24 protein-coding genes are annotated in these 24,371 nt (G+C 65.1%); 13 read left to right on the forward strand and 11 right to left on the reverse strand.

All coding sequences use genetic code 11. The features are described from left to right. The first annotated feature begins 135 nt into the window (after positions 1–135). A complete protein-coding gene (locus AC1DYM_RS13185) occupies positions 136–1,263 on the forward strand; it encodes a hypothetical protein (protein ID WP_477338989.1) in 1,128 nt (375 codons plus the stop codon). Here AC1DYM_RS13185 and AC1DYM_RS13190 read toward each other — a convergent pair. Continuing rightward, a complete protein-coding gene (locus tag AC1DYM_RS13190) occupies positions 1,246–1,623 on the reverse strand; it encodes a hypothetical protein (protein WP_477338991.1) in 378 nt (125 codons plus the stop codon). The genes AC1DYM_RS13185 and AC1DYM_RS13190 overlap by 18 nt on opposite strands. 176 nt (positions 1,624–1,799) lie before the next feature. Here AC1DYM_RS13190 and AC1DYM_RS13195 point away from each other — a divergent pair, with 176 nt between their 5' ends. From AC1DYM_RS13195 to AC1DYM_RS13205, 3 genes are all read left to right on the forward strand, one after another. Then, complete coding sequence (locus tag AC1DYM_RS13195) at positions 1,800–2,921, forward strand: sensor histidine kinase (protein ID WP_477338993.1); 1,122 nt, start codon at positions 1,800–1,802, stop codon at positions 2,919–2,921. Then, positions 2,918–3,694, forward strand: a complete 777-nt coding sequence (locus AC1DYM_RS13200) for a LytR/AlgR family response regulator transcription factor (RefSeq protein ID WP_477338995.1) — start codon at positions 2,918–2,920, stop codon at positions 3,692–3,694. Before AC1DYM_RS13195 ends, AC1DYM_RS13200 begins: the two co-directional genes overlap by 4 nt. Before the next feature lie 83 nt (positions 3,695–3,777). Then, positions 3,778–4,971 (forward strand): DUF2252 family protein, encoded by a 1,194-nt coding sequence (locus AC1DYM_RS13205; protein ID WP_477338997.1) that lies wholly within the window; start codon positions 3,778–3,780, stop codon positions 4,969–4,971. Between the two features lie 13 nt (positions 4,972–4,984). On the opposite strand, the gene AC1DYM_RS13210 is transcribed toward AC1DYM_RS13205, so the two are convergent. Further along, positions 4,985–5,395 (reverse strand): DUF3224 domain-containing protein, encoded by a 411-nt coding sequence (locus tag AC1DYM_RS13210; protein ID WP_477338999.1) that lies wholly within the window; start codon positions 5,393–5,395, stop codon positions 4,985–4,987. Positions 5,396–5,511: 116 nt separating this feature from the next. Here AC1DYM_RS13210 and AC1DYM_RS13215 point away from each other — a divergent pair, with 116 nt between their 5' ends. The 3 genes from AC1DYM_RS13215 to AC1DYM_RS13225 all read left to right on the forward strand — a co-directional run bounded on the left by AC1DYM_RS13215 (position 5,512) and on the right by AC1DYM_RS13225 (position 9,141). Continuing rightward, positions 5,512–6,465, forward strand: coding sequence for a quinone oxidoreductase family protein (locus AC1DYM_RS13215; protein ID WP_477339001.1), 954 nt, complete (start codon positions 5,512–5,514; stop codon positions 6,463–6,465). Positions 6,466–6,554: 89 nt separating this feature from the next. Then, positions 6,555–8,657: a catalase gene (locus AC1DYM_RS13220; RefSeq protein WP_477339003.1), complete on the forward strand. Its 2,103-nt coding sequence runs from the start codon at positions 6,555–6,557 to the stop codon at positions 8,655–8,657. A 28-nt stretch (positions 8,658–8,685) separates the two neighbouring features. Continuing rightward, complete coding sequence (locus AC1DYM_RS13225; RefSeq protein WP_477339005.1) at positions 8,686–9,141, forward strand: nuclear transport factor 2 family protein; 456 nt, start codon at positions 8,686–8,688, stop codon at positions 9,139–9,141. Between the two features lie 15 nt (positions 9,142–9,156). Here AC1DYM_RS13225 and AC1DYM_RS13230 read toward each other — a convergent pair whose 3' ends face one another. The 3 genes from AC1DYM_RS13230 to AC1DYM_RS13240 form a co-directional block, all read right to left on the reverse strand. Continuing rightward, entirely contained in the window at positions 9,157–9,519 is a 363-nt protein-coding gene (locus AC1DYM_RS13230) for a hypothetical protein (RefSeq protein ID WP_477339007.1), read from the reverse strand. A gap of 121 nt (positions 9,520–9,640) precedes the next feature. Next, positions 9,641–10,648, reverse strand: coding sequence for a cytochrome d ubiquinol oxidase subunit II (gene cydB / locus AC1DYM_RS13235; RefSeq protein ID WP_477339009.1), 1,008 nt, complete (start codon positions 10,646–10,648; stop codon positions 9,641–9,643). A 7-nt stretch (positions 10,649–10,655) separates the two neighbouring features. Then, a complete protein-coding gene (locus AC1DYM_RS13240; protein ID WP_477339011.1) occupies positions 10,656–12,080 on the reverse strand; it encodes a cytochrome ubiquinol oxidase subunit I in 1,425 nt (474 codons plus the stop codon). 169 nt (positions 12,081–12,249) lie between these two features. Here AC1DYM_RS13240 and AC1DYM_RS13245 point away from each other — a divergent pair, with 169 nt between their 5' ends. From AC1DYM_RS13245 to AC1DYM_RS13265, 5 genes are all read left to right on the forward strand, one after another. Continuing rightward, positions 12,250–12,597, forward strand: coding sequence for a hypothetical protein (locus AC1DYM_RS13245; protein ID WP_477339013.1), 348 nt, complete (start codon positions 12,250–12,252; stop codon positions 12,595–12,597). Positions 12,598–12,744: 147 nt separating this feature from the next. Then, positions 12,745–13,923, forward strand: coding sequence for an MFS transporter (locus tag AC1DYM_RS13250; RefSeq protein WP_477339015.1), 1,179 nt, complete (start codon positions 12,745–12,747; stop codon positions 13,921–13,923). A gap of 75 nt (positions 13,924–13,998) precedes the next feature. Further along, positions 13,999–14,676 carry a helix-turn-helix domain-containing protein gene (locus tag AC1DYM_RS13255; RefSeq protein ID WP_477339016.1) on the forward strand — a complete coding sequence of 226 codons (678 nt, stop codon included), beginning with the start codon at positions 13,999–14,001 and terminating at the stop codon, positions 14,674–14,676. Continuing rightward, entirely contained in the window at positions 14,673–15,296 is a 624-nt protein-coding gene (locus AC1DYM_RS13260; RefSeq protein ID WP_477339017.1) for a response regulator transcription factor, read from the forward strand. The genes AC1DYM_RS13255 and AC1DYM_RS13260 overlap by 4 nt, the downstream gene beginning before the upstream one ends. A 42-nt stretch (positions 15,297–15,338) precedes the next feature. After that, positions 15,339–16,220, forward strand: coding sequence for a glyoxalase (locus AC1DYM_RS13265; RefSeq protein ID WP_477339019.1), 882 nt, complete (start codon positions 15,339–15,341; stop codon positions 16,218–16,220). A gap of 113 nt (positions 16,221–16,333) precedes the next feature. Here AC1DYM_RS13265 and AC1DYM_RS13270 read toward each other — a convergent pair whose 3' ends face one another. The 4 genes from AC1DYM_RS13270 to AC1DYM_RS13285 all read right to left on the reverse strand — a co-directional run bounded on the left by AC1DYM_RS13270 (position 16,334) and on the right by AC1DYM_RS13285 (position 21,857). Beyond that, a complete protein-coding gene (locus AC1DYM_RS13270) occupies positions 16,334–18,547 on the reverse strand; it encodes a TonB-dependent receptor (RefSeq protein ID WP_477339021.1) in 2,214 nt (737 codons plus the stop codon). Between the two features lie 139 nt (positions 18,548–18,686). After that, on the reverse strand, positions 18,687–19,271 hold the full coding sequence (locus AC1DYM_RS13275; protein ID WP_477339023.1) for a fasciclin domain-containing protein: 585 nt from the start codon (positions 19,269–19,271) through the stop codon (positions 18,687–18,689). Between the two features lie 95 nt (positions 19,272–19,366). Continuing rightward, positions 19,367–20,356: a zinc-dependent alcohol dehydrogenase family protein gene (locus tag AC1DYM_RS13280; protein WP_477339025.1), complete on the reverse strand. Its 990-nt coding sequence runs from the start codon at positions 20,354–20,356 to the stop codon at positions 19,367–19,369. Positions 20,357–20,558: 202 nt separating this feature from the next. Further along, complete coding sequence (locus AC1DYM_RS13285; protein ID WP_477339027.1) at positions 20,559–21,857, reverse strand: carbohydrate-binding protein; 1,299 nt, start codon at positions 21,855–21,857, stop codon at positions 20,559–20,561. Between the two features lie 335 nt (positions 21,858–22,192). On the opposite strand from AC1DYM_RS13285, the gene AC1DYM_RS13290 reads away from it, so the two are divergent. Further along, positions 22,193–22,720, forward strand: a complete 528-nt coding sequence (locus AC1DYM_RS13290; protein ID WP_477339028.1) for a hypothetical protein — start codon at positions 22,193–22,195, stop codon at positions 22,718–22,720. A 30-nt stretch (positions 22,721–22,750) separates the two neighbouring features. Here the strand turns inward: AC1DYM_RS13290 and AC1DYM_RS13295 are convergent, their stop codons facing one another. Together AC1DYM_RS13295 and AC1DYM_RS13300 are read right to left on the reverse strand one after the other, a co-directional pair. Further along, a complete protein-coding gene (locus AC1DYM_RS13295; protein WP_477339030.1) occupies positions 22,751–23,077 on the reverse strand; it encodes a hypothetical protein in 327 nt (108 codons plus the stop codon). Positions 23,078–23,106: 29 nt separating this feature from the next. Beyond that, positions 23,107–23,829, reverse strand: a complete 723-nt coding sequence (locus AC1DYM_RS13300) for a CHAD domain-containing protein (protein ID WP_477339032.1) — start codon at positions 23,827–23,829, stop codon at positions 23,107–23,109. Positions 23,830–24,371: the final 542 nt, after the last annotated feature.

Raw genomic sequence — 24,371 nt, forward strand, 5'->3', positions numbered from 1 at the left:
TACCTTCCCACGCTAGCGTGGCGCAGCCATAACCTCTTGCACAAAGCGCCACTGACGGCGCTGGGTCGTGACTCACCCGCCCGAGTGTCACGAACCGGGTCTAGACTGGGTCGTCTTTTGCTTCAGGTTGCCCCGGTGACGTCCCAGGAACCGATTGTCTCGTCTGGCGAGCTGACCGCGCTGCGGTTGATCGACATTGCTTACACCATCGACCTCGTGCAGGCCGAAACCCTCTGGGCCGCCCGGGCCAGCAGTGCGTTCAGTCGCTCGCACCTGAGCAGCACACCGCCCAAGGCCGTGGCTTTCGGCGTGGCCCCCCTGTGGCTTGCCCTCGGCCAGACGGAGCTGGCGCTGGGCTCGACGGCGGTGACGCTCGATCTTTCGGTCCGCCTCTACGACTTCGGCGTGGCGGCGCTGGCGGCGCGCGTCAAGGTCAAGGACCAGCCGTGGAACCAGTTCGTTGCCGATTTCGACGGCCTCGACCGCCTGCTCGGCGCCGAGGCGCCGGCCACCTTCTGGACCGATCTGCTCGCCCGTGTACGCGACATCATCTCGCCTGCGCTGGATCGTCCCGCCATCGATGCGTCGCTCGAAGAGGACTACCTGATCGGCACGGTGCATGCGTTCGACGAGCCGATGGACGTCACGGCGCTGAAGGAGCGCGTCGACCTGACCAGCCTGCTCTCCGGCGAGAAGCGACGTCTCTCACCGGCGGCACGCAAGGAACTGATGTCGCGCAGCTTCTCCTACTACGCGGACGACTTGGTGGTGCTTACCTGGGACCGAGCCTTCATCTACGAGCCCCGCCGCGATTCGGACGTCGCCGATGTGATCGAGGTTGCCAATGCCCAGCTGGTCGAATTCCGCTACTACGACACCTTGCTCGACGACGAGCTGCCGCGCATGTACGACCGCGTGGAAAACGCGCGCGGCGCTGCCTCGGTCTTCGCCTCGCGGCGCTTCGCCAACCTGGCGCGCCGGTTGTACACACTCGTCGCCGAGGTCACCGAGTTGACCGAACGCGTGGACAACGCCTTGCAGGTCACCGAGGACGTGTACCTGGCGCGCGTCTACAGCACCGCATTGGGCCTGTTTCGCGTGCCGACGCTCGGCGCGTCGGTGGACCGCAAGCTCGCGATCATCCGCGACACCTACGCCGCGTTGTACGAAGAGGCATCCAGCCGCCGCGTGGAGCTGCTGGAGATCGCCATCGTCGTCCTGATCATGCTGGAAATCACGATCACCCTAGTGCGCGGCTGGTAGGCCGTGGGCGGACAGGCGAAGCCCGGTCGACTTACAGACGTCGATGGCGCGGTAGACCTCGGTTCGTCCGTCACGAAACGTCGCTCGCACATCACGGAGGCAGGCGCCGTCGGGTAGCCGTACCGTGGTCGAGGTGAGCCCGCCCTGGAGTGGCTCGCCCAGATGGATGGGTTGGTAGCCACTGGCTGAATCGTCGGCGATCTCGAGCGCGGTGACGCTGTCGAAGCTGGCATTGACGATGCGAAAGAGGCGGCCAGCCTGTTCGCGGGGCTGGCGGTCGGCGGCCAGGGCTGGTGCCGCCGCAGTGAGGACGGCCAGCGCCATGAGGGCGAAGACGAGTTGGACCGGATACGTGCGCATGAGGGCTCTCCGTGGCTGTGGGAGGCCTCAGGGAACGTTGCCGACGACTCCTCGAAAAGACTTTTGTGATGAATCGTCGTGACGCGCGGACCAATCGTAGTGGGCCATACGTCACGCTTCCCGCCATCCGGGGCGGGGCCTACCATGGGTCGCTATCTCCGCCCGGACGCATCGCCATGAAGGTTCGCCTCGGCAGCACACAGATCGGACTCGCCCGTTACGTCGGCCTATGGACGATCGTGGCGGTGGTCTTCGCGCAGCAGCGCTACCTGCAGGACGAACTCACYGGACACACCTGGGGTGCCTTCGACTATCTGCGCTGGTCGCTCATCCAGTGGTACACCTGGGCCGCGCTGGCGCCGCTGGTCTTCCGCCTGGCGGCGCGCTATCCCATCCGTCCGCCGGTGCGCCTGCGTGGCCTGGGCATGCAACTGCCACTGAGCCTGGGCGTGACGATGCTGGCGCAGGTCGCCGGCGCCTTCGTTTCGATGTTCACCGAAGGAAGCTCGCTGGGCGAGCAGCTGAACCAGTTCGTCGGCCAGCACTTCGCGACGGGCTTGTTGACCTACTGGGCCCTGTTCGCGATCCAGCAGGCCATGCACTACCACGACGAGAAGACGCGCCGTGACGTCGAGGCAGGCCGTCTGGCCACCGAACTCGCGCAGTCGCGGCTGCAGGCTTTGAAGTCCCAATTGCAGCCGCATTTCCTGTTCAACACACTGCATGCCATCGCGACCTTGCTCAAGGAAGACGCACTGTCCGCGGAAGACATGTTGCTGCGCCTGAGCGACCTGCTGCGCGCCTTCCTCGAAGATTACGACGGCCAGGAAATCAGCCTTCGGCGGGAGCTGGTGCTGCTGGATCTTTACCTCGGCATCCAGCAGATGCGTTTCAAGGATCGCCTGACGACGCGCATCTACGTCGCGCCCGACACGCTCGACTGTGCCGTGCCCAGCCTGATCCTCCAGCCGATCGTCGAGAATGCGATCCGTCACGGTATCGGTGAGCGCCTGGGCGTCGACTGCGTCGAGATCGAGAGTCGTCGCGATGGCGACACCTTGCGCATCGAGGTGCGCAACCGCAACAGCACGCTGGAAAAGGACGGGCAGTCCGTCGGCAAGGCGAACGGGCACGGCATCGGGCTGTCGAATACGGCGCTGCGCCTTCGTGAGCTCTACGGCGACGCGGCCCAGGTGCGCCTGGACATGATCTGGCCGGAGGGCGTGGTCTGTCGCATCGCGTTGCCGTATCGCGAGATCGAAGAGATCGACGACGCGCCCGAGGTCGTCACGGCATGACGGTCACCGCCCTGGTCGTCGACGACGAGCCGCTGGCCCGCAGCGCCATCGTGCGGCTCTTGCGAGACGACACGGATATCGAGGTACTCGGCGAATGCGGTGACGGCGTATCGGCGGTCAAGGCGATACGCGAGCAATCGCCGGATCTGGTCTTTCTCGACATCCAGATGCCGGGCATCCACGGCATGGACGTGGTGGCGACCATCGGCGCGGCCCGCATGCCGGCCACCGTTTTCGTGACGGCCTTCGAGCACTACGCCGTCAAGGCCTTMGAAGCGAACGCCGTGGACTATCTCGTCAAGCCCTTCAGCCGGCAGCGTTTCACCGAGACCTTGCAGCGTGCGAAGGCGCGACTCTCTGCTGCAGCCGTCCAGGCGGCAGGAGGCTCCGGCATGCAGCAGGTACTCGACGCACTGCGTCAGCGCGATAACTACCTGGAGCGCATTCCCGTACGTACCGATGAACACGTGGCCTTCGTCGATGTCGGCGATATCGTCTGGATCAAGGCCGATGGCAATGTCGTTCAGATCCACCTTGCCGACCGCCAGTACGAACTACGCGAAACCATGGCCGGTCTTGCCGAACGCCTCAACCCCAACCAGTTCGCGCGCATCCATCGTTCCGCCATCATCAACGTCCGCCGCGTGCAGGCTATCCATCCGTGGTTCAACGGCCACCACGTCGTCACCATGGACACGGGACAGAAGCTGCGCATGAGCCGCTACCAACACGAAGCCTTCCTCCGCCTGGTCTCCACCCGCCCCCCCAACTGATCGCAGCAACTTCACGCCTCCCACGACACGCTTTCTCGTTATCCGCGCTCACCACCGATGCGCAAGAACTTACGAGGCGCGTCATGCCAGCCAAGGGAATCGTCGAACCACAGGACCGCGCAGAAAATCTCACCGCGCTACGCAATCTGAAAATGGCGCGCTCCGCGCACGCCTTCGTCCGCGGCAATACCATCCAGTTCTACGACTGGCTGGAGCAAGCCGGCCGCACGCTGCCAACGGGTCCGGACATCTGGATCTGCGGCGATTGTCACGTCAGCAACATCGGTCCGGTGGCCGACAACAACGGCGGCATCGACATCCAGATCCGCGATCTCGACCAGACCGTCATGGGCAATCCCGCGCACGACATCGTGCGGCTGGCAGTCTCCCTCGCCACCGCCGCGCGCGGCTCGGATCTTCCCGGTGTGATAACGGCACGCATGGTGGAGCAGTTGATCGACGGCTACGAACGGGCCATGGGCAGTGGTCGCAAGGAGTACCGGCTCGTGGCGCGTCCGTCCTGCATCAGCCTGGTCATGAAGGCAGCGACCCGGCGGCGGTGGAAACACCTTGCCGCCGATCGCATCGAAGGCGCAAAACCGACGATTCCGTTGGGCCGCCACTTCTGGCCCGTCACCGACGAGGAGCGCGCCGAACTGGAGACGCTCGCCTCGAGCGACGGCATGCAGAAACTGGTCACCCAGCTCGTGCACCGCGCGGACGATGCCAGGGTCGAACTGGTCGACGCGAAGTACTGGGTGAAGGGTTGCAGCTCCCTGGGACGACTGCGCTACGCGCTGCTGATGCGGGTCAGCGGCCGTAAGGAACTCTGCCTGGTGGACATCAAGGAGGCCCTGCGTGCTGCCGCACCACGAAGCGCGACCGCCGATATGCCGCGAGACAACGCCCTCCGGGTGAAGGAAGGGGCGCTCCATCTCGCCCCCAATCTCGGCCAGCGCATGATGGCCTCGCGTATCCAGGGAAAGACGGTGTTCGTTCGTGAACTGCGCCCACAGGATCTCAAGATCGACCTCGAGCAGATGGCGCCCGACGATGCGATGGAGGTCGCTCGTTACCTCGGCAACGTGGTCGGGCGAGCGCACGCCGCCCAGTTGAGTCGCGAGCAGCGCAAGAGCTGGCTCGCCGAACTGGCACGCAACCGTCCGCAGAATATCGACGCACCCTCGTGGCTATGGCGCAGCGTGGTCGAGCTGGTCCAGGCGCATGAGGGTGGGTATCTCGAACACTGTCGCAAATACGCCGGCGCCCTGGCCTAAGAGCATTTGCCTCCTACAGGGAATAGGCGAACTCATAGTGGTGCTTGCCGTCGGCGATGATGATCTTCATCGAACCGCTGAGCCCCTTCAGCTCGTCCATACCCGATTCGGGAACGACATCGATGGTCCATTCCGTCGGAACGCCGCCGACCATGAGGGCGCGATGGATCATCACGAAGCTGCCCTTGCGGCCGCCCAGCGTGCCGCTGATCTTTTCCAGCGCCACGTAGCCGCCCGCGGTCTTGCCATCACCGGCCGCCAGCATCTCGCCCTGGCTGCTACCGTCGATGTCACCGTGAAACTGCTTCTGCAGGGAAAGGCGAGCCAGCCCGGACCCCTCGGCGGCGGGGTTGTCCGGCGTCTGCGGCTTCACCTCGACGTTGAAACTTCCCCTGGCGTGCTGCAAAGAGGCATGGCTGTTCATGGAATCCCCAGGCGTGGCGATTAGGAATGTTTCCCGGGTTATACGCCGGCCGGGCGCGCGGAGCGACATCTGCCCTAACATACCGCCCACGTCCCGTCACAAGGCTCCGGTCCACCATGCAAGCCCTCCTGTTCGACCGCTTTGGCGGCACCGACGTCCTCCGCTGGGACAGCATCGCCGACCCGGTTCCCGGGCCCGGGCAGGTACTGGTTCGCACGCAGGCCGTGGGCCTGAACTTCGCGGACGTGTATCGGCGTAACGGTACCTACCATCTGTCGGGGCAGGCGCCGTGGATCCTGGGCTATGAAGGCGCTGGCGTCGTGGCCTCGCCGGGCAGCCCCTACCCGCAAGGTTCGCGGGTGGGCTTCGCGGACATGCCGTTCGCCAACGCGGAGCTGGTCGCGGTCGACATCGACAAGCTGATTCCCTTGCCGGATGACATTGCCTCCGAAACGGCCGCGGCGGTCCTGCTCCAGGGGCTCACCGCGCAGTACCTGGTGACCGTTAGCTCCCAGCCGCAGCCGGGGCAGATCGCCCTCGTACACGCAGCGGCAGGCGGCGTCGGTCTGCTACTCGTGCAGATGCTGCGCGCGAAGGGTGTCCTGGTGATCGGTGTGGCTTCGTCGGACGCCAAGCGTGACGCGGCGCGACGCGCCGGCGCGGACATGGTCATGGGCTACGACGACCTCGTCGAGCGCGTGCAGGACGCCACCGCAGGCGCTGGCGTGCACGTGACCTACGACTCGGTAGGCCGCACGCTTGGCGAAAGTCTGGCGGCGACACGTACGGGCGGCACGGTGGTCTTCTATGGCATGGCCGCCGGCGACCCGGACCCTGTCGATCCGCGCCTGTTGATGGACCGCTCGCTCACTCTCACCGGTGGCGATCTGTGGAACGTGCTGGTCAGCGCCGAGGTTCGCCGGCAGCGAGCCGCCGAGTTGTTCGAGCTCATCCGCAAGGGCACCCTCGTGCCGACGATCGCCGGCACGTTTCCACTGCGTGACGGCGCGAAGGCGCATGCTTTCCTTGAAAGCCGCGGTGCCATCGGCAAGGTCGTCATGACGCTCTGATGCGCCATGGCGCGGCCGGTTCACACCGGTGAAGGCTGCTTTGACGGCACATGGTGCATCTTCGGCGTTCAACCTAGCTGAGGTGTGCCATGGCCAAGAAATCCCCGACGGCGGCAGATACTGCCGCGCCGAAAGCTGCCGTTGCCAAAGACCGGCGTGGGCAGGGCGATGAACTCCACCAGACGGCGGGCGGCGAGCACGCGCCGCTGACGACCAACCAGGGCCTGGTCGTCGGCGACAACCAGAATTCGCTGAAAGCCCACGCGCGCGGCCCGACGCTGCTCGAGGACTTCATCCTCCGCGAGAAGATCACCCACTTCGACCACGAGCGGATTCCCGAGCGCATCGTCCATGCGCGGGGCTCGGCGGCGCATGGTTTCTTCGAGCTGACGGCATCCCTGGCGGAGTACACCACGGCGCGTGTCCTGACCGAGGTCGGTGAACGCACGCCCTTGTTCACGCGGTTCTCGACGGTCGCCGGCGGCTCGGGCTCGGTCGACACCCCGCGCGACGTGCGCGGCTTCGCCGTGAAGCTCTATACGAAGGAGGGTAACTGGGACTTGGTCGGCAACAACATCCCGGTGTTCTTCATCCAGGATGCGATCAAGTTTCCCGACCTGATCCACGCGGTGAAGATGGAGCCCGATCGCGGGTTCCCGCAAGCCGCGAGTGCGCACGACACGTTCTGGGATTTCATCTCGCTCACCCCCGAATCGATGCACATGATCCAGTGGGCGATGTCGGATCGCACCATCCCGCGCTCGCTGCGCATGATGGAAGGTTTTGGCATTCATTCGTTCCGCCTGCTGAATGCGAAGGGTAAGTCGACCTTCGTGAAGTTTCACTGGCGTCCGAAGCTCGGCCTGCAGTCGACCGTGTGGGACGAGGCGGTGAAGCTGGCCGGTGCCGATCCGGACTTTCACCGTCGTGACCTTTTCGAGGCGATCCAGGCGGGCAACTTCCCCGAATGGGAGCTCGGCGTGCAGCTCTTTACCGAGGCACAGGCAGCGACGTTCCCGTTCGACCACCTCGATTCGACCAAGCTCATTCCGGAAGAACTCATTCCGCTGAAGATCGTCGGCCGGATGGTGCTCGATCGCTGGCCGGACAATTTCTTTGCCGAAACGGAGCAGGTCGCGTTCTGTCCCTCGCATCTCGTCCCCGGCATCGATTTCAGCAACGATCCCTTGCTCCAGGGGCGTCTGTTCTCGTATCTGGACACGCAGCTGTCGCGCCTGGGCTCGCCCAATTTCCATCAGCTCCCGATCAATGCGCCGAAGTGCCCGTTCGCCAACCAGCAGCGTGATGGCCACATGCAGACGCAGGTCCCCAAGGGCCGCGTCGCCTACGAGCCCAGTTCGTTGCAGGCGGACTCCCCGCGGGAGGACCCGGCGCGCGGATTCCGAAGCGCGGCCGTGCAGGAAGAGGGCACGCGCGAGCGCGTGCGTGCCGATACCTTCGCCGACCACTACAGCCAGGCGCGGCTGTTCTTCACCAGCCAGACGGCCTTCGAGCAGGCGCATATCGCCTCGGCCTTCGTCTTCGAGCTGTCGAAGGTGGATGCGGTGCACGTACGCGAAGCGATCGTCGGCCATCTGCTTCATGTCGATGAGGATCTGGCGAAACGTGTCGCCGCCGGGCTGGCCATGTCGCCCTTGCCCAAGGCGCCGAAAGCGGCCGCGCCGGTCGTGCCGATGAAGCCGTCCCCGGCTTTGCAGATCATCGGCAAGATGAAGGCGACCCTGCAGGGTCGCGTCGTTGGCATACTGGTCAACGACGGCTCGGATGGCGCCGCGGTGGCGAAATTGCGCAAGGCCGTTGAAGCGGCCGGCGCGACCGTAAAGATCGTTGCCCCCAAGGTGGGCGGGGCAAAGCTTGCCGGCGGCCAGCTACTCGTCGCCGACGGACAGCTGGCCGGTACGCCGTCCATCAACTTCGATGCGGTTGCCGTCCTGCTTTCGACGGAGGGTGCCGCTGCCTTGACGAAGGAAGCCGCCGCGATCGACTTCGTTCGCGATGCCTTCGGTCACCTGAAGGCGCTTGCCCTGGATGACGGCGGCCGCGCGCTGTTTGCCAAGGCGGGACTGGACGCCGACGCGGGCGTAGTCAAGGCGTCGGACGCCGAGGCCTTCGTCAAACTCGCGTCGACCCGGCAGTTCGCGCGGGAGGCGAAAGTGCGTACGCTAGCGTGAGCTCCCACCACCACGCCAAGGGTCGCCCATGAAAGCAAGGTCCCTCGCTGCCGTCGCCATGACCGTCCTCGGTCTGGCGACGGCCATGCCCTCGTCAGCCGCCGATACGGATGAACGCGCCGTGCTCGTGCCCGTCCAGGCCTTCTTCGATGGCATGGCGAAATACGACAGCGCCGCCATACGCGCCACGGTGCAGCCGGAGGGCAGCGTGGCCTTGCTGCGCAAGGGCAAAGTGGTGCGCATGACGCTCGGTGAGTTTGCCGACCACATGAAGCCGGCGAAGGATCGCATCGAGGAGCGGATCTACGATCCGCTGGTTCGCATCGATGGTGACATCGCCATCGTATGGGCGCCGTACGACTTCCTGGTCAACGGGCAGGTGAAGCACTGCGGCACCGATGCCGTGAACCTCGTGCGCATCGACGGGCGCTGGCTGATTACCGGCATTGCGGATAACAGTCGGGATACCTGTCCGGCCCGTTAGGCCGGGCACGAGGATTCAGGCGTCGCCGAACACCAGGTCGATCTCGTTGGAGATGGCTACCATGGCCGCACCGTAACCCGGCTGCGGCTCGCTGCCGGGTGGACCGAGCAAGCGGCTGAGTTGATAGGCGGCTTCGGCGATCCCGTCGAAGCCTTCGGGTGCGGCGAGCGACGCGATGCGGCGTGCGCGGAAACGGCTTTCGTCAAGATCGCCCGCCACCGCGGCCTCGTTCATGGCCACGGCGTCGAAAATGATGTCACCCATGGTGAGGCTATCGGTTTCCTGGCGGTGCACGTCGTAAGTCTCTGATTCGGCCCGGGAGAAGGATACAGCGGGCGCGCGGCCGCAGGCGTCATCAAACTGTGAAATGGCCCACAAGGCGATGCTCAGTGCGGTACCAGCAAGCGGAAAAGCCCTGCGACACACGCTACCGCGGCGACGCCTCCCAGATAAAGCGCCAGGAACCAGGCGGCCTGCCGCAGACGCGAACGCTTCGCCATCAGTGGTAGCCCTCGTCCCCCGGCCGCACTTTCCCGCGAAACACCCAGTACGCGAGGACGGTGTAGGTCAGGATGATGGGAATGACGATAGCCGCGCCGACCAGAGTGAACACCTGGCTCGAGCGCGGCGCGGAGGCGGCCCAGATATCGAGCGAGGGCGGAATGATGTTGGGAAAGATGCTGATCAGCAGGCCGCTGTAGCCAAGGAAAACGATGGCCAGGGTGAGCAGGAAGGGCAGTCGCTCCGCGCCGCGCTTTACAGTGACGAGGATGCCGATCACACAGGCAAGGACCAGCAAGGGCACCGGCAGGAAGAACAGCAGGTTGGGCATGCTCAGCCAGCGTGCGGCCACACTGGGCTGGCCGAGCAGGGTCCAGACGCTGACGATCGCCACCGTCGCGGCAAGGCACAGTGTGAGGGGCCGCATCAGCACGGCCATCCGCCGTTGCAGTTCGCCCTCGGTCTTCATCAACAGCCAGCCGCAGCCCAGCGTCGCGTAGGTCAGCAGAAGGCCGATGCCGGTGAACAGGTTGAACGGCGAGAACCAGTCGAAGGGACCGCCGACGAACTTGCCGTCGCGCACGTCGATGCCCTGCAGCAGGCTGCCGAGGATCACGCCCTGGGCGAACGTGGCCACGCCCGACCCGGCGATGAAGGCGAGGTCCCAGAGGTGTTGTGTACGCCGTGCCTTCGCCCGGATCTCGAAGGCCACCCCGCGGAAAATCAGGCCGCAGAGCATGGCGATGATGGGCAGGTAGGTCGCAGGGAGCAGGACGGAATAGGCGACGGGAAACACGGCGTACAGGCAGGCGCCGCCCAGGACCATCCAGGTTTCGTTGCCGTCCCACACCGGGGCCACGGTGTTGAGCATGACCTCGCGCTCGCCTTCGCGGTCGAAGAACGGGAAGATCAGGCCGATGCCGAGATCGAATCCGTCGAGCATGACGTAGAGGAAGACGCCGAAGCCGATGATGGCCGCCCAGATCATGGGCAAGTCGATATTCATGGCGTGGTTACTCGTCGATGGGATCGGTGGGACGAGACAGCGGACGATGGTCGAAGCGATCGCGACCCAGGCCCGTGTCGCCAGAGGACGAACCTTCGGCTTCGTCGCGCGGCAGGTTCGGACCCTTGGCCATCAGCTTGAGCATGTAGTAGATGCCGGTGCCGAAGACCAGGAAGTACACCATGATGAAGATCATCAGCGAGGTGCCGACCTGGTCCACGGTCAACGCCTTCGACACCGCGTCGCGGGTGCGCATCACGCCGTAGACGACCCACGGCTGGCGACCGGCTTCGGTAGTGATCCAGCCGGCCAGCAGGGCGATCAATCCACTCGGACCCATGAGCAGGGCGAAGCGCTGGAACCATCGCGCTTCGTAGAGTCGCGCGTTGCGCCTCAACAGCAGGCCGAGCACGGCGAGCAGGAGCATCAGCAGGCCCATGCCGACCATGATCCGGAAGCTCCAGAAGACGATCGTCGAATTGGGCCGGTCTTCGCGGGGGAAGGATTTCAGCCCCTGGATCTCGCCGTCCCAGGTGTGCGTGAGGATGAGACTGCCCAGGTGGGGCACCTTGATGGCGTAATGCGTGGTCTCGTTCTCCATGTCGGGCCAGCCGACGAGGTTGAGCGAGGTACCGCCGTGTTCGGTCTCCCAGAGACCTTCAATGGCGGCGATTTTCGCCGGCTGGTGTTCGCGCGTGTTGAGGCCGTGCGCGTCGCCCGCGGCGATCTGGATCGGCACGACGACGAGCATCATCCACAGTGCCATGGAGAACGACTTGCGGATACCGGCATCGCGTCGGCCACGCAGCAGATGCCACGCCGCGCAGGCGCCGACGAGCATCGCGGCGACGATGAAGGCCGCCAGCGCCATGTGCACGAGCCGGTAAGGGAAAGAAGGGTTGAAGACGATCTTCAGCCAGTCGACCGGGACGATCCGTCCGCCGACCACTTCATAACCCTGTGGGGTCTGCATCCAGCTATTGGAGGAAAGGATCCAGAAGGTCGAGATGAGCGTTCCGGTGGCCACCATCAGCGTGGCGAAGAAATGCGCCTTTGGGCCGACCCGCGTCCAGCCGAACAGCATGATGCCGAGGAAGCCGGCCTCGAGGAAGAACGCGGTCATTACTTCAAAAGCGAGCAGGGGGCCGGTGACCGACCCGGCGAACGCGGAGAAACCCGACCAGTTCGTGCCGAACTCGTAGCTCATGACCACGCCGGAGACGACACCCATGCCGAAGCCCACGGCAAAGATCTTCGACCAGAAGAAGAACAGTTCCTTGTAGACGACCTTGCCGGTCTTCAGCCACAGGCCCTCCAGCACGGCGAGGAAGCTGGCCAGCCCGATGCTGATCGCCGGGAAGATAATGTGAAAGGACACGGTGAAGGCGAACTGCCACCGGGCAAGGAGAAGCGCCGTGTCGGATACGTTCACTCGAGAGTCCGTGCGTGGGAGCCGGCCCCTAGTGTCCCAAGTCCCGGAGCCGCTGGATTGGTCAAATCGGCCACCGCGGGCGCGACCGATCGTCGCGCCGATTCGGCAGGCTCACTTAACTTTGCAGGTCGCCGGCCGATGATCCTGCGACCTTGCACAAGGAATGCCTGTGAAGCTTCGTCTCCTGCGGCTCGTTTCCCCCATCGTCGTCCTCCTTGCAGGCTGCATGGGTGACGACTTCCATCTCTCGGGCAAGTCCGCCGACGGCGCCGACATCGTCCTGGAAGGCCAGCGGGGAACGGTGAGCTGGCACTGGGGGCCGAAGGCGTATTCGCAGCCTTTTACGCTGGACAAGAAAGACCTGTCGCACGCTCCCAGCGGTTGGGACGGCACGTTGGACCTGACACTGAGCGGCGGCCGACGTCTGACCCTGGCCGGCGAACACGGCACCTTCGTCTGCAAGAAGGGCTGCGACGACCTGCACCTCCCCCTCGTCTGGACCGTCGCCGACAAATAACCCGGCCACCACAAACGACGCCACGCTACTCCTGTAGGAGCCGATTCATCGGCGATCCACGTCGCCGGAACGGCCCAACGTGCGTATCCTTCAAGCCCCAGGTCGCTCCGTGCGGCACAGTCCGCAAAACCCCGGAGCCGCAACACGATGGACAATCCCACCCCGTCGCGAGTCCTGACTCGCGGCACGCTTTACGCCATGGCCCTCGCTACCGGCCTGGCCGTTGCAAACATCTACTACAACCAGCCGATGCTCGGGATCATGTCGCGCGATCTGCACGACGGCGCCGTGGAGCGCTGGATCCCGACGCTTACCCAGCTGGGCTATGCCGCTGGCCTGCTGTTTCTCGTTCCCTTGGGCGATGCGCTGGAACGGCGCCGCCTCATCGTCGTGCAGTTCGTCGTGCTGGCCATCGCCATGGCGGCGGCCGCGCTCTCGCCCGGCCTGGCCACGCTCGCGGTCGCCTCGGTGCTGGTCGGCGCGATGGCCACCGCCGCACAGCAGATCGTGCCGTTCGCCGCCATCCTCGCCGAGCCGTCGAAGCGTGGCGCGGCCGTTGGCACGGTCATGAGCGGCCTGCTCACCGGCATCCTGCTCAGTCGCACGGTGGCGGGCTTCGTCGCCAGTGCGGCAGGGTGGCGCGCGATGTTCTGGCTGGGCGTACCCATCGCCTTGATGGGCGCCGTGCTGATGCGCATGCGCCTCCCCGAGCACCATCCCACGCGTCGGGTGAGCTACGGCGAACTGATGTCGTCGCTGGTCGCCCTGTGGCGCCGCGAGCCTCTGCTGCGCCGTGCGGCGCTGACCCAGGCGGTGATCTTCGCGTCCTTCTCGGCGTTCTGGACGGTGTTGGCACTGCGTCTCGAACAGCCACCGCTGAATCTGGGCGCCGCCTCGGCGGGTCTTTTCGGCGTCGTCGGGGCGGTTGGCGTGGCCATGGCACCGCTGGCCGGGCGCGTCGCCGATCGTCGAGGGCCGTGGCGGGTGATCGCGGCCGGCGCGCTGGCGACGGTACTGGCCTGGGTGGTCTTCGCGCTGTGGCCGACGCTCGCCGGGTTGATCGTCGGCGTCATCCTGCTCGACTTCGGCGTGCAGATCGCGCTCGTTTCCCACCAGCATGTGGTCTACGGCCTGCACCCCGAGTTCAAGAGCCGGCTCAATACCCTGTTCATGACCACGATGTTCCTCGGCGGTGCGACAGGCTCGTTCGCGGCTGCCGAAGTGTGGCGACGTGCTGGCTGGACGGGCGTGTGCGTCCTCGGTGGCGGCCTCGCCGCGATCGCGCTGGTGTCGCGTTTGTTGCATCGCGTGCCGGCGACGCACTGAGACCCCCCAAACAGGGGGTCACCGCCTGCGTGGCGCTGTCTAGCATCCGGGTCGTCTCCCGTTGCGAGCCACGCCATGAACTTCGCCCAGATCCCGGCGCCGGTCCTCACGCGCCGGGTCCCGCATCCCACCGCCGAGCGCGTTCGTGGCCTGCTGCGGAAGGCACTGCAGCAGATCGACGCGACCGATGCGCCGGATCGCGACGCGTGCGCGCGCTACATCGTGCTGGCCCTGCAGATTCACACCAACGCGGTGCCGGTGTCTGCCGACGTGGTGCCCAGTGGGCTCGCCGCCTGGCAGATCCGCGTGGTCCACGAGATGGCGCTGGCCAACCTCGACGCGGCCTTGTCGATCAGGGAACTCGCTGCCGCATGCCGGCTGTCGCGTGGTTATTTCACACGCGCCTTCAATGCCACCTTCGGTGTCAGTCCGCACCGCTGGCGCCACGGCCACCGGCTCGACCACGCACGGACCTTGTTGCGGACGACCGACGGACCGATCGCGGAAATCGCGATCAGCTGCGGCTTCAACGACCAGGCCCATTTCACCCGCGCCTTCAAGACCGCCACGAACGTTACCCCCCACGCCTTCCGCCAACAATGTAGGAGCCGATTCATCGGCGATCCCGCGCCAGCGGGCCAGCCCGCCGCAACACCCATCGCCGCTGAAGCGGCTCCCACACAGAGCACAGCTCCGACACAGAGCACAGCTCCGACACAGAGCGCGGTCTCTACCGGTAAGCTCGATCCATGACCCCCGAGCCTATCCGCGTCCTCATCGTCGACGACCACCCGTTGTTCCGCGCGGGCGTCGCAGCGATTCTCGACGACAGCCCCGGGTTCGACGTCGTCGGCCAGGCGGGCACGGGCCACGAAGGCATCGAAGCCTGGCGCCGGCTGCTGCCCGACGTGGCCCTCGTCGATCTGCAACTGCCCGATATGGAAGGCACGCGCGTCATCGCCCTCATCCGCGCGCATACGCCAGCGGCTCGCGTCATCGTGCTGACGACGTACGGTGGCGATGGCAACGCGCGCCGGGCGCTGGCAGCTGGCGCCAACGGGTATCTGCTGAAGACCTCGCTGGTGGACGACCTCGTCGGAACCATCCACGCGGTGCATGCCGGCCAGCAGCGCATTGCGACCGAGGTGGCGCAGGACCTGACCGAGCACTATGGCGACCAGGCACTCTCCGAACGCGAGCTCGATGTATTGCGTGGCGTGGCCCTGGGCCTGGAAAACAAGCAGATCGCCGCACGCCTCGGCTTGTCCGCCGAGACGGTCAAGGAGTACCTCTCGAACGCGATGGGCAAACTCCGCGCAAGCAACCGTGCGCATGCCATCGCACTGGCCATGGAGCGCGGCTTCCTGCGTTGATCGCGCAGGGTTTCATCCCTCTTACCCTGCAGGAAAATGTCCATGCGCTTCCGTTCCTTGTTTCTCGGTATCGCACTCGTCGTTGCCGCACCGACTTCAGTGCTCGCCGCTACCACGCCGGATTTCTCCGCGGGGCCGCAGTACGACACCACGCACGTTTACCTGGCGCCACAGGACGTCGATGCCTTCGTTCGCAGTTTCGCCGCCACGTTCGAAGGCCAGTCGACGAAGCAGGGCGTCGCTACCGTGACGCCGACGCCGTCGAGCACCTCGACCCAGGTGGTGCAGAGTCCGTCGGGCGCGGTGTCCGTCTTCGGCTTCCGCACCCCGGTGCCGTATCCCTTCGGCCTCGAGCGCACGGGCTACCTGGTGACGGACCTCGACGCCGCGATCAAGGCGGCGGAACAGGCGGGTGCGGCCACCGTGGTGGCTGCGTTCGACGATCCGATCGGCCGTGATGCCGTGATCAGCTGGCCGGGCGGGGTGAACATGCAGCTCTACTGGCACACGAAGACGCCGAGCTACGAACCGCTGCGTCATGTACCGGAGAATCGCATCTACCTGCCCGCGGCCAGCGCGGCGAAGTTCGTCCAGGCATTCACGCGCTTCGCCCACGGCAAGGTCGTGTCCGACGATGCGAAGGCTTCGCTGACGGAGCTGGGCGGTACGTCGGGCACCTATCGCCGGATCCGGATCGAGTCCGGTTACGGCAAGGCGACCGTGCTGGTCACCGATGGGCACCTCGTCTGGCCGTATGGTCGCGAGGTGACCGGCTACGAGGTGGACGATCTCACGGCGGCGCTGGCGCGTGCCATGCAATCCGGCGCGCAGATCGTGGTGCCGGCACACGACGAAGGTGACCGCCACGCCGCGATGCTGCAGTTCCCCGGCGGCTACCTCGCGGAAATCCACGCCGCAAGGTAACCGTTACTCAATGTAGGAGCCGATTCATCGGCGATTGGGTGCTCGCAGCACCCCGGCCCGCTGCCGCGGGATCGCCGATGAATCGGCTCCTACCTTCGATCGAACGCGTTCGATCAGAAGTCGAACGAGGCCGAGACCAGGAACGTCCGCGGCGTGCCCTGGGTCAGGTAGCTACCCGTTGACGCAGCTGCCCAGTAGCCCTTGTTGGTGATGTTGTGCACGGTGAGGCGGAAGGTCACCGGGACGCCGTCCAGCGTGCTGGAGGCGCGGGCACCGACATCGAACGTCGTCCAGGCCGGGATGTCCAGCGTGTTGGTCACGTTGACGTACTGCTTGCCCGTACGAACGGCGCGGGCGCTGAGCGTGATGTCCGGCGTGTTCGGGATGTCCCATTCCGCGCCGAGGTTGGCCTGGAAGCGCGGCACGCCGATGGCGTCGTTGCCGTTGTTGGTGCCACCGTCGGTCTTGGTCAGCTCCGGCTGGATGTAGTTGGYACCGCCGAGCACGCGAACGCCCTGGGTCGGTTCACCGAAGAAGCTCCACTCGGCACCACGGTTACGCTGCTCGCCGGCGACGACGTAGGTGTTCGTGGTCGTGTCGACATAGCCACTCGGCTGCTTGATCTGGTACAGGCCGAAGGTGCTGCCGAACGCGCCCGCATCCCACTTCACGCCCACTTCGTTCTGCTTCGACTTGAACGGCGAAAACACCTTGCCGGCGTTGGTCAACACGGCGTCGCCGAACTTGATCGGCGCGGTATCGCCTTGGGTGAGCGCTTCGATATGGTTGGCGTACACCGAGAACTGTTCGTTGATCCGGTAGTTCACGCCGAAGATCGGGCTGTTGGTGTACTGCTCGTACTCGGCGTTCTTTGCGCCGCCCTGATTGGTGTAGTCGTAGCCAATGACGTGCATCTTCTGGCGACGAACGCCTGCCGTCACCTGGAGCTTGTCGTCCATGAAGCCCAGCGTGTCGGACACGGACAGGCTTCGTGTGATGGTGCGTCCGGTGATGTCGGGCGCGCCGGAATCGCCGATGTACTCGGGGCGCGACACGTCGATGGGATCGTAGATGTTCGTGGCGAAGGTGCCCGAGTACTCATAGGCAACCTTCTTCCGGGTGTTGAGCGCGGAGAAGCCGACCGTGACGCGGTGCGTGACGTCGCCCGTGTTGAACTTCGCATTGAAACCGGCTTCGCCCGTGGCCGTGTTCGCCACATAAGGCACGGTAAAGCGCGACTCGGTCGCGTCACCCGCCGCATTGCTGACCGTGGGGCTGACGTAGTCGCCGAACTCGTTGCCATGGTGCGCACCGGCGGCTACGTAGCCCGTCAACCAGTCCGTGATGTCGTATTCCGCGCGGACGACGCCGAAGGTGTCTTCCAGCTGGGAGCCGGACCACGACTGGGCGTAGTTGGTCTTTGCCGAAGGCGCCTTCGGAACGACGCTGCCGACGAAGACGGTCGAGCGACCCCCATTGATGGTCTGCTTCTGATAGCCGAGATCGGTCGTGACGCGCAGCCGATCGCCCGTGTAGTCGAAGCCGATGGCGAGGGCGTTGACGCGATGGTTCTCGCCGTCGATCGCGGTACCGCCGTTTCGTGACACCGCGTTGACCCGCACGCCGAACTCGTCGTTCGTACCGAAGCGGCGCCCGATATCCGCCGTGGCCCCGATCTGGCCGTCACTGCCGTAGTCCACGCCGACGCGGGTGATCGGGTCGACCGTCGCGCGCTTGGGCGCGATGTTGATGCTGCCACCGATACCGGATCCGCCCGGCGAGACGCCGTTGAGGAAGGCGCTCGCGCCCTTGAACACTTCAACGCGGCTGACCAGCTCGGGAGCGAGCAATTGGCGGGGAAGCAGGCCATAGAGGCCGTCGAAGCCGATGTCGTCGCTATACAGCTGGAACCCGCGGATCACGAAGGTCTGCGAGTAGTTGCCGTAACCGAAGCCCGTGCGCACGGCCGGATCGTTGGCGACGACGTCACCCAGGGTATGGGCCTGCTGGTCGCGGATGAGCTTGTCGGTATAGCTGGTCATGGCGAACGGCACGTTCATCATGTCCTGGTTACCGAGGACACCAAAGCGGCCACCCTGGGCCACCTGGCCACCGGCGTACGCCGCCGTAGGCGCCGCGACGTCGGCCCTGACCTGCACGTCGGACAACGTGGTCGTGTTGTCCTGGGGCCTGCGCTGCGTATCTTCGTTCTCGTCGGCGGCGTGGGCCGCACCGGCGATCAGGAGGGTTCCCAGCACGGCGGCGCGGATGGAAAGGGTCAGACGGCGACGAGCCGGAAGGGCGGTGTGCATGGTGGTCCTGGGCATGGAAGCCTCGATCAAAGGCGAATAGAAATGAGAATCGCTCGTATTATGATCGAGATTGCAGCAGTCGCCTAGGGGCAGAGCCGGCCCGGACAGCCAGCAGGCGTGTCCGAGCCGAACCCTTCCACCGATTCGAAGGGAATTACGGCATCAGGACCTTATCGACGACATAGATCACGCCGTTCGACTGCATCACGTCGCCGATGGTGACGTGCGCGACGCCGCCCTTGGCATCGGTCACATCGAGCGTCTTGCCTGACTGGCTGACCGTGAGCGGCTCGCCTTCGACCGTCGTCAGGCTGGCCTTGCCGTTGCCCTTGCTCACCAGGGTCATGAGATCGGACGCGGTGTAACGACCCGACACCACGTGATAGGTGAGGATCTTGGTCAGGGTGGCCTTGTTCTCGGGTTTGACCAGCGTGTCGACGGTGCCTGCCGGGAGGGCGTTGAACGCTTCGTTGGTCGGCGCAAAGACGGTGAACGGACCCGGGCCCGAGAGCGTGTCGACCAGGCCGGCCGCTTTCACTGCGGCGACGAGGGTGGTGTGATCCTTCGAGTTGACCGCGTTCTGGACGATGTTCTTGGTGGGATACATCGCGGCGCCGCCGACCATGACGGACTTCTGCATGGCCATGGCGTCGTCGGCGAAGGCGACGTCCACCGCGCCAAGGGCAGCGGTAAGGGCAAGAGCGATGTGCAGCGTGCGGGAAAGCGTGCGGCTGGTCATGGCGAATCCTCGATCCCCGTGATTGGGGTATCAAGTCATACGCAGCTTTTCCGCGTCCGGATGCAGCGGACGCGGAAAAGCGTGGTTTCAGCTCGTCACACGGTGACGACAATGCGGCCGACGTGCTCGTTTTTTTCCAACGTGCGGTGAGCCTCGACGATGTCGTCGAAGGCGAAATTTTGCGCAATGCGCGGCTTGAGTTTGCCGCTGGCCAGTCCCTCGCTGATGAAGGCCACGGCGCGCGCCTGGCGCTCCGGGTCGGTCGTGGTGCCGAACAGGTTGTAGCCGCGGATCACCGGCTCGTTCGGAATGATGTCGAGCAGGGGCAGGGGCGTGACCTCATCGCTCAAGGCGCCGTAGACAAAGACCGTCGCACCGTGCGCGAGCGCGGCGAGCAAGGTGGGGAACTGCGAGCCACCCACGGCTTCGAAAGCGAACGTCGCGCCTTTGCCGTCGGTGAGGCGCTTCACCTCGGCGACGAGATCCTGTTCCTCGGTCGCGATGACATGCTTCGCACCAGCGGCAAGCAGCGCGTCGCGTTTCGCGCTGCTGCGGGTGAGCGCGATGGGCGTGGCGCCCAGCATGTTGATCATCTCGATCGCACCGAGGCCGACGCTGCTCGATGCGGACGACACGAGTACGACATCGCTCGTCGTCAACGGATGGCGCTCGGCGAACGCACCGTACGGCGTGATGTACGGGTTCCAGATGGCCGTGGCTTCTTCGAAGGAAAGGCCGGCGGGAATCGCCACCACGGCATGCGCGGGTGCGAGCACGACCTCGCCATAGAGACCGTAGTCGTTCTGAGAGAACGAGGGGATGGTGGTGACCGCGTCACCGGGTTTGACGTGAGTCACTTCGGAACCAACCGCGTCGACGATGCCGGCGACTTCGTAGCCCAGGCGCGCAGGCAGGCGAACCTCTTCCACGTAGCTGCCCTTGCGCCACATGGATTCGGCGCGATTCAGGCCGATCGCGCGTACCTGGATGCGGACCTCGCGCGGCCCGGGTGCGCCAACCTCGACCTCGCGGAACTGGAGAACGTCGGGAGCGCCGTAGCTTTCGAACTGGACAATGCGTGACATGAAGGAACCTCGGACAGAAGAGAAGGCGGGCGGCACGTGGCCGCCACGCCCCCAAACGTGTGTCCGGGGCGAGAAGAAAGAAGCCGCTGCGATGTCCGAACACTTCGGACATGGACGGCCGGGCCTGAAACAAAGGTGCCCCTGGTTCCGTAGTGGGATCCAGGGGCACACGCGCTGGCCATGAGGGCTGGCCGGGTTGCTATCAGCGACCGAGATCGCTCAGGAAGCGCTTGGTGTACTGCAGCGGCGTGGTGCTGGGCACGGAATTGCAGGTCGGCGAAGCCGAGCCGCCCGCACACGGCGTGTCGCGATCGAGCGACCAGAAGTGCACGCCGGCGAGCTTGTTGGTCGACGCGTAGGCCGCGATCTTGTCGACGTTGGCCAGGCTGACGATCTCGCTCGAGGCATCGTTCACCCCAATCATCGGCGTGATCTCGATCTTGCTCAGCGGAATGCCGTAGGTGTGCTGAAGATTGGTCACGGACTGGATCGCGGACTGACCCATGTCGCAGGTGCCATTACTGACCACGCAGATACCCGCGCTCGCTCCGGAGCCATAATCCATGGCCATCAGGTTGATCGTGTAATTGACCAGCGCGGACGCCTTGACGGCGCGGACCACCATGTCACCGGTAGTGTTGACGCCACCATAGCTACCGTCCGACGCGGCGAGCGTGGCCAGGGTGAACGAGAAGCGCAGGTTCGGATACTGGCTCTGCGCAGCAACGGCGCCGGCGATCAGCGAGTTGATCTGCGCCGGTGTCTGGCCCGCTTCGATATCGAAGTCGACGCCGACCATGTGTGGGCTCATGTACGTCGAAATGAACTTCGCCATGCCGGCGTTGCTGCCGCAGGTGAAGCTGCCGGCCTGCCCGCCGGTCGAGACCACGTAGTTGATGCCGGCGCTGTTCAGACGGCTGATGTTCGCACTGGCGAAGGACGCGGCAGGCAGGCCGCCCCAGTTCTCGCTGCCGCATTCACCGGTCGCGAAGGCGAGGGTGATCGCGCCGAGGTTGGGCACCTGGGTCGAGACGAGGCTGCCACTGCCGACCACCGGAATACGCGTACCGGTGACCAACGTCGACATGATGTTGGTGTTCCAGTCGAGGTTGATCGTGATGTCCTTGTAGGGACTGAACAGCAGGTCGCCAGCGGCCGGCGGCGGATTGGTCGGCGGCGGGTCGACCGGGGGTGGCGTGGTGCCGCCCGTACAGGAGCCCTGCGATGTCCACGGCTGGCCCGAGCCACTCGCGCCGCTATGCGTCGCCGGGTCGTCGCCCTGGGTCCACCAGTTGGCGAGGTAATTCACCCCGTTCTCGCTGGCCGTGCTGCCGCCCGTATAAACCGAGCCGGCATTCCATGCCGCGGCACATGCGCCAGCGGCGTGCGCCGTCTGCACCGGTACAGCGGCGGAAAGAGCCAGCGCGACCGCTACACCGAGTGTGCCGGAGCAGCCGCCGAGCAGCGCATGGGACCGAACCTTTGTCGTCTTCGTGAACATCGAACGCCTCCTGCCTTGGGTTGGTGGCGTTGATTTAGTCCTCGATGACAACGTTGTCTATTTGCCATTTGGCGAAGTGTGACGCCGGACGTGAAGGCTGATTTAACAGACAATGCGGCGCTGCAACGCCCTAGGGCGCCATTCCCGCCGACAACGCCGGGAAGTCGCCAAAGCGGCTTGATGCATCGCGGCAGGCGCGAAAAAATGTCTTGTCTCGTCCGGATGTCTCTCATGACAACGAAAGCCACCGGTTTCACCTCCCGGGTAGGCGCGACTCATGGGATATGTCACCGTTAAGAGATGCCGGGACCCGATCCGGCCAGGAGCAAGAACGCATGCTGTCCCGTTTGAAGATGATCGCCCTGGGTGTTTTCGCGACCGTTGCCGCCACCACGGCGATGGCACAGAGCGCGGCACCGGCGCCCGCCCCGACCAAGGGCGCGCCCGCCGCCCAGGTGCCCAGCGATCCCCAATTCGAGGCGGCGAAGAACTTCGTGTCCTTCTACACCTTCAATCGCCTTGCCTATAAGCAGGTCTGCGACAAGCAGGCGGTCGACGTGGGCACCTTCGTGACGACCTTCGTCAACGAAAACGCGGGTGCCTACGCCAAGGCGTTGTCCGTCCTGCAGGCGCATGGCCTCTCCGAAGCGAAGGTGTTGGCCAAGTTGCAGCCAACCATCGCCTCGTCGGAGCCGGACGTGCGGCAGGCGTTGCAGGACAGCGCGGCGAGGGAGAATGCGGGCTCGACGCCGCTCGACGGCTGCAAGTTCCTCGCGACGCATGGCGAGAAACTCGCGGGTGATCTCGACCTGCGGAAATCGCACCCGGAAGTGATCCAGGCGCTCAGCGGCAACAAGCCCTAAGGAGAGGTTGTAGCGCCTGGAGCGAAGGCCTCAGGCCTCCGGGTTCGCCGCCAGCCATGCCGTGACATAGGCCTCGAGCGAAAGTTTCGTCGGAACCTTGAGCGCAGCCTCGCGGACGAACCGCGTCGAGGCGGTGAGGAAGGCCTGTTTTGCCTGGTTGCTGGCCTGGCGCACGCGCGCCTGGCTCTGGCGAACCTGCACCAGATGCGGCGAAGGCTGGCCGGGCTTGGCGAACTTCTGGTAACGGCGCAGTTCGTCGGCCACCGTCGCGGTGTCCGTGGCGGCCTGTTTCATGGCCTGGGCGGCCGTGCGTACGTCGATCAGGGCCGTCGATGCGGCCGGGGAGAGGTTGGTCATCCAGCGAGCTTAGAGCATCGTAGCCACGATCAGCGGATCTTTCGGTGCGCCTTGAGCTCGTGGGCGATGCGTTCGAGCAGGGGATCCAGCGCGAGCGGCGCCTTGAGCGAGCGCAAGGTGGCGCGGAGGGCCCTCAGGTCCTGCTTAGCGCCAAGCGCATCGGAGATCCGTGACATGCCATGCACGGCTGCCTTGTCGTGCGCGCTGCGCTTGTGCGCCGACTTGCCCGTTGCCTTCAACACCTTGCGCCAGAATTCCAGCTGCATGCGCAGTCGCCTGGCGCGTCGGCGCCAGCGGTGCAAGTTGGCTACCGAGCTGTCCTTGCGTACCCGTTTTTCGGCCCTCGCCACCCGTCGCTCCGAGGTGGCTATCGCCTGTTCGATCGTGCGTCGGGTAACAGCTTTCCAGGGCAGGACTTCGATGGCGTCGCCGAGGTCGCGGATCTGATGGCGGCGTTTGAGGAAGCGCGGGTCCTTCGCTAGCGCGGCCGCGAGGCGGCCGTCCCGACGGTTCTCCAGGGCATGGATGGCTGCCTGCCACTCGGGCGACGGGCCTGGACCGGCAAGCACCTGGGCGGTATGCAATGCCACATGGGCATCGCGCAAGGGGGAGAGGCCCACCGCGAGCTTGCCGATGCGTGCGGTAAGGGCAGGCAGCTGTGCGGCGAAGGGTTCCGCGCCGAGCGTCAGAAGGCTCTTGAGTCGGCGTAGGGACTTACGAGCTTCGTGGATGCCGCGATGCCGGTCCTTCACGTCAGCCAGGGCCCGCGCCGCTCCTCGACATTCACGCCCAGCCAGAGCGGCGAGGGCGGCTTGGATGCTGGGTGGAGGCGTGTGTGGCATTGGCACTAAATACCACGAGATGACCCGGCAAGCTCTTGTTGTTTGCCGAATGCGCGTCCTCTACCATGCCGCACGCTTAAAAGGACGTTCTGCATGGATGAGAGTATGAGTCCCCGCGACTTTCGCCGAATGAGAGGAAACGGCGGACGCACGCCAGGAAGGTTTTCGCACGGCTTGAGCTCCTACGTGCTTATCTCATGCGCGCTTCAGTGGTACGCGGGAGCTGATCTCATGTTTCCGATGATGACGATCGCGGCTTGTGAACTTGTTTTGTACTTCACTCTTAACGCGTCACGTACGCGACTGATCTCCACGCTGAGCGTTCAAGCTGGCCCGATCATCTGGCACCGCTTGGCTATRTCGATAGCGGGAGCCATGGCTCCGTTGCACGCGGCCATGCTTCCGTCCAGCATGGGTCTGTTGGGGCTTGGTTACTTGATGATCAGGCCAGG

The sequence above is a fragment of the Luteibacter sp. P1_D3 genome (assembly GCF_056406135.1).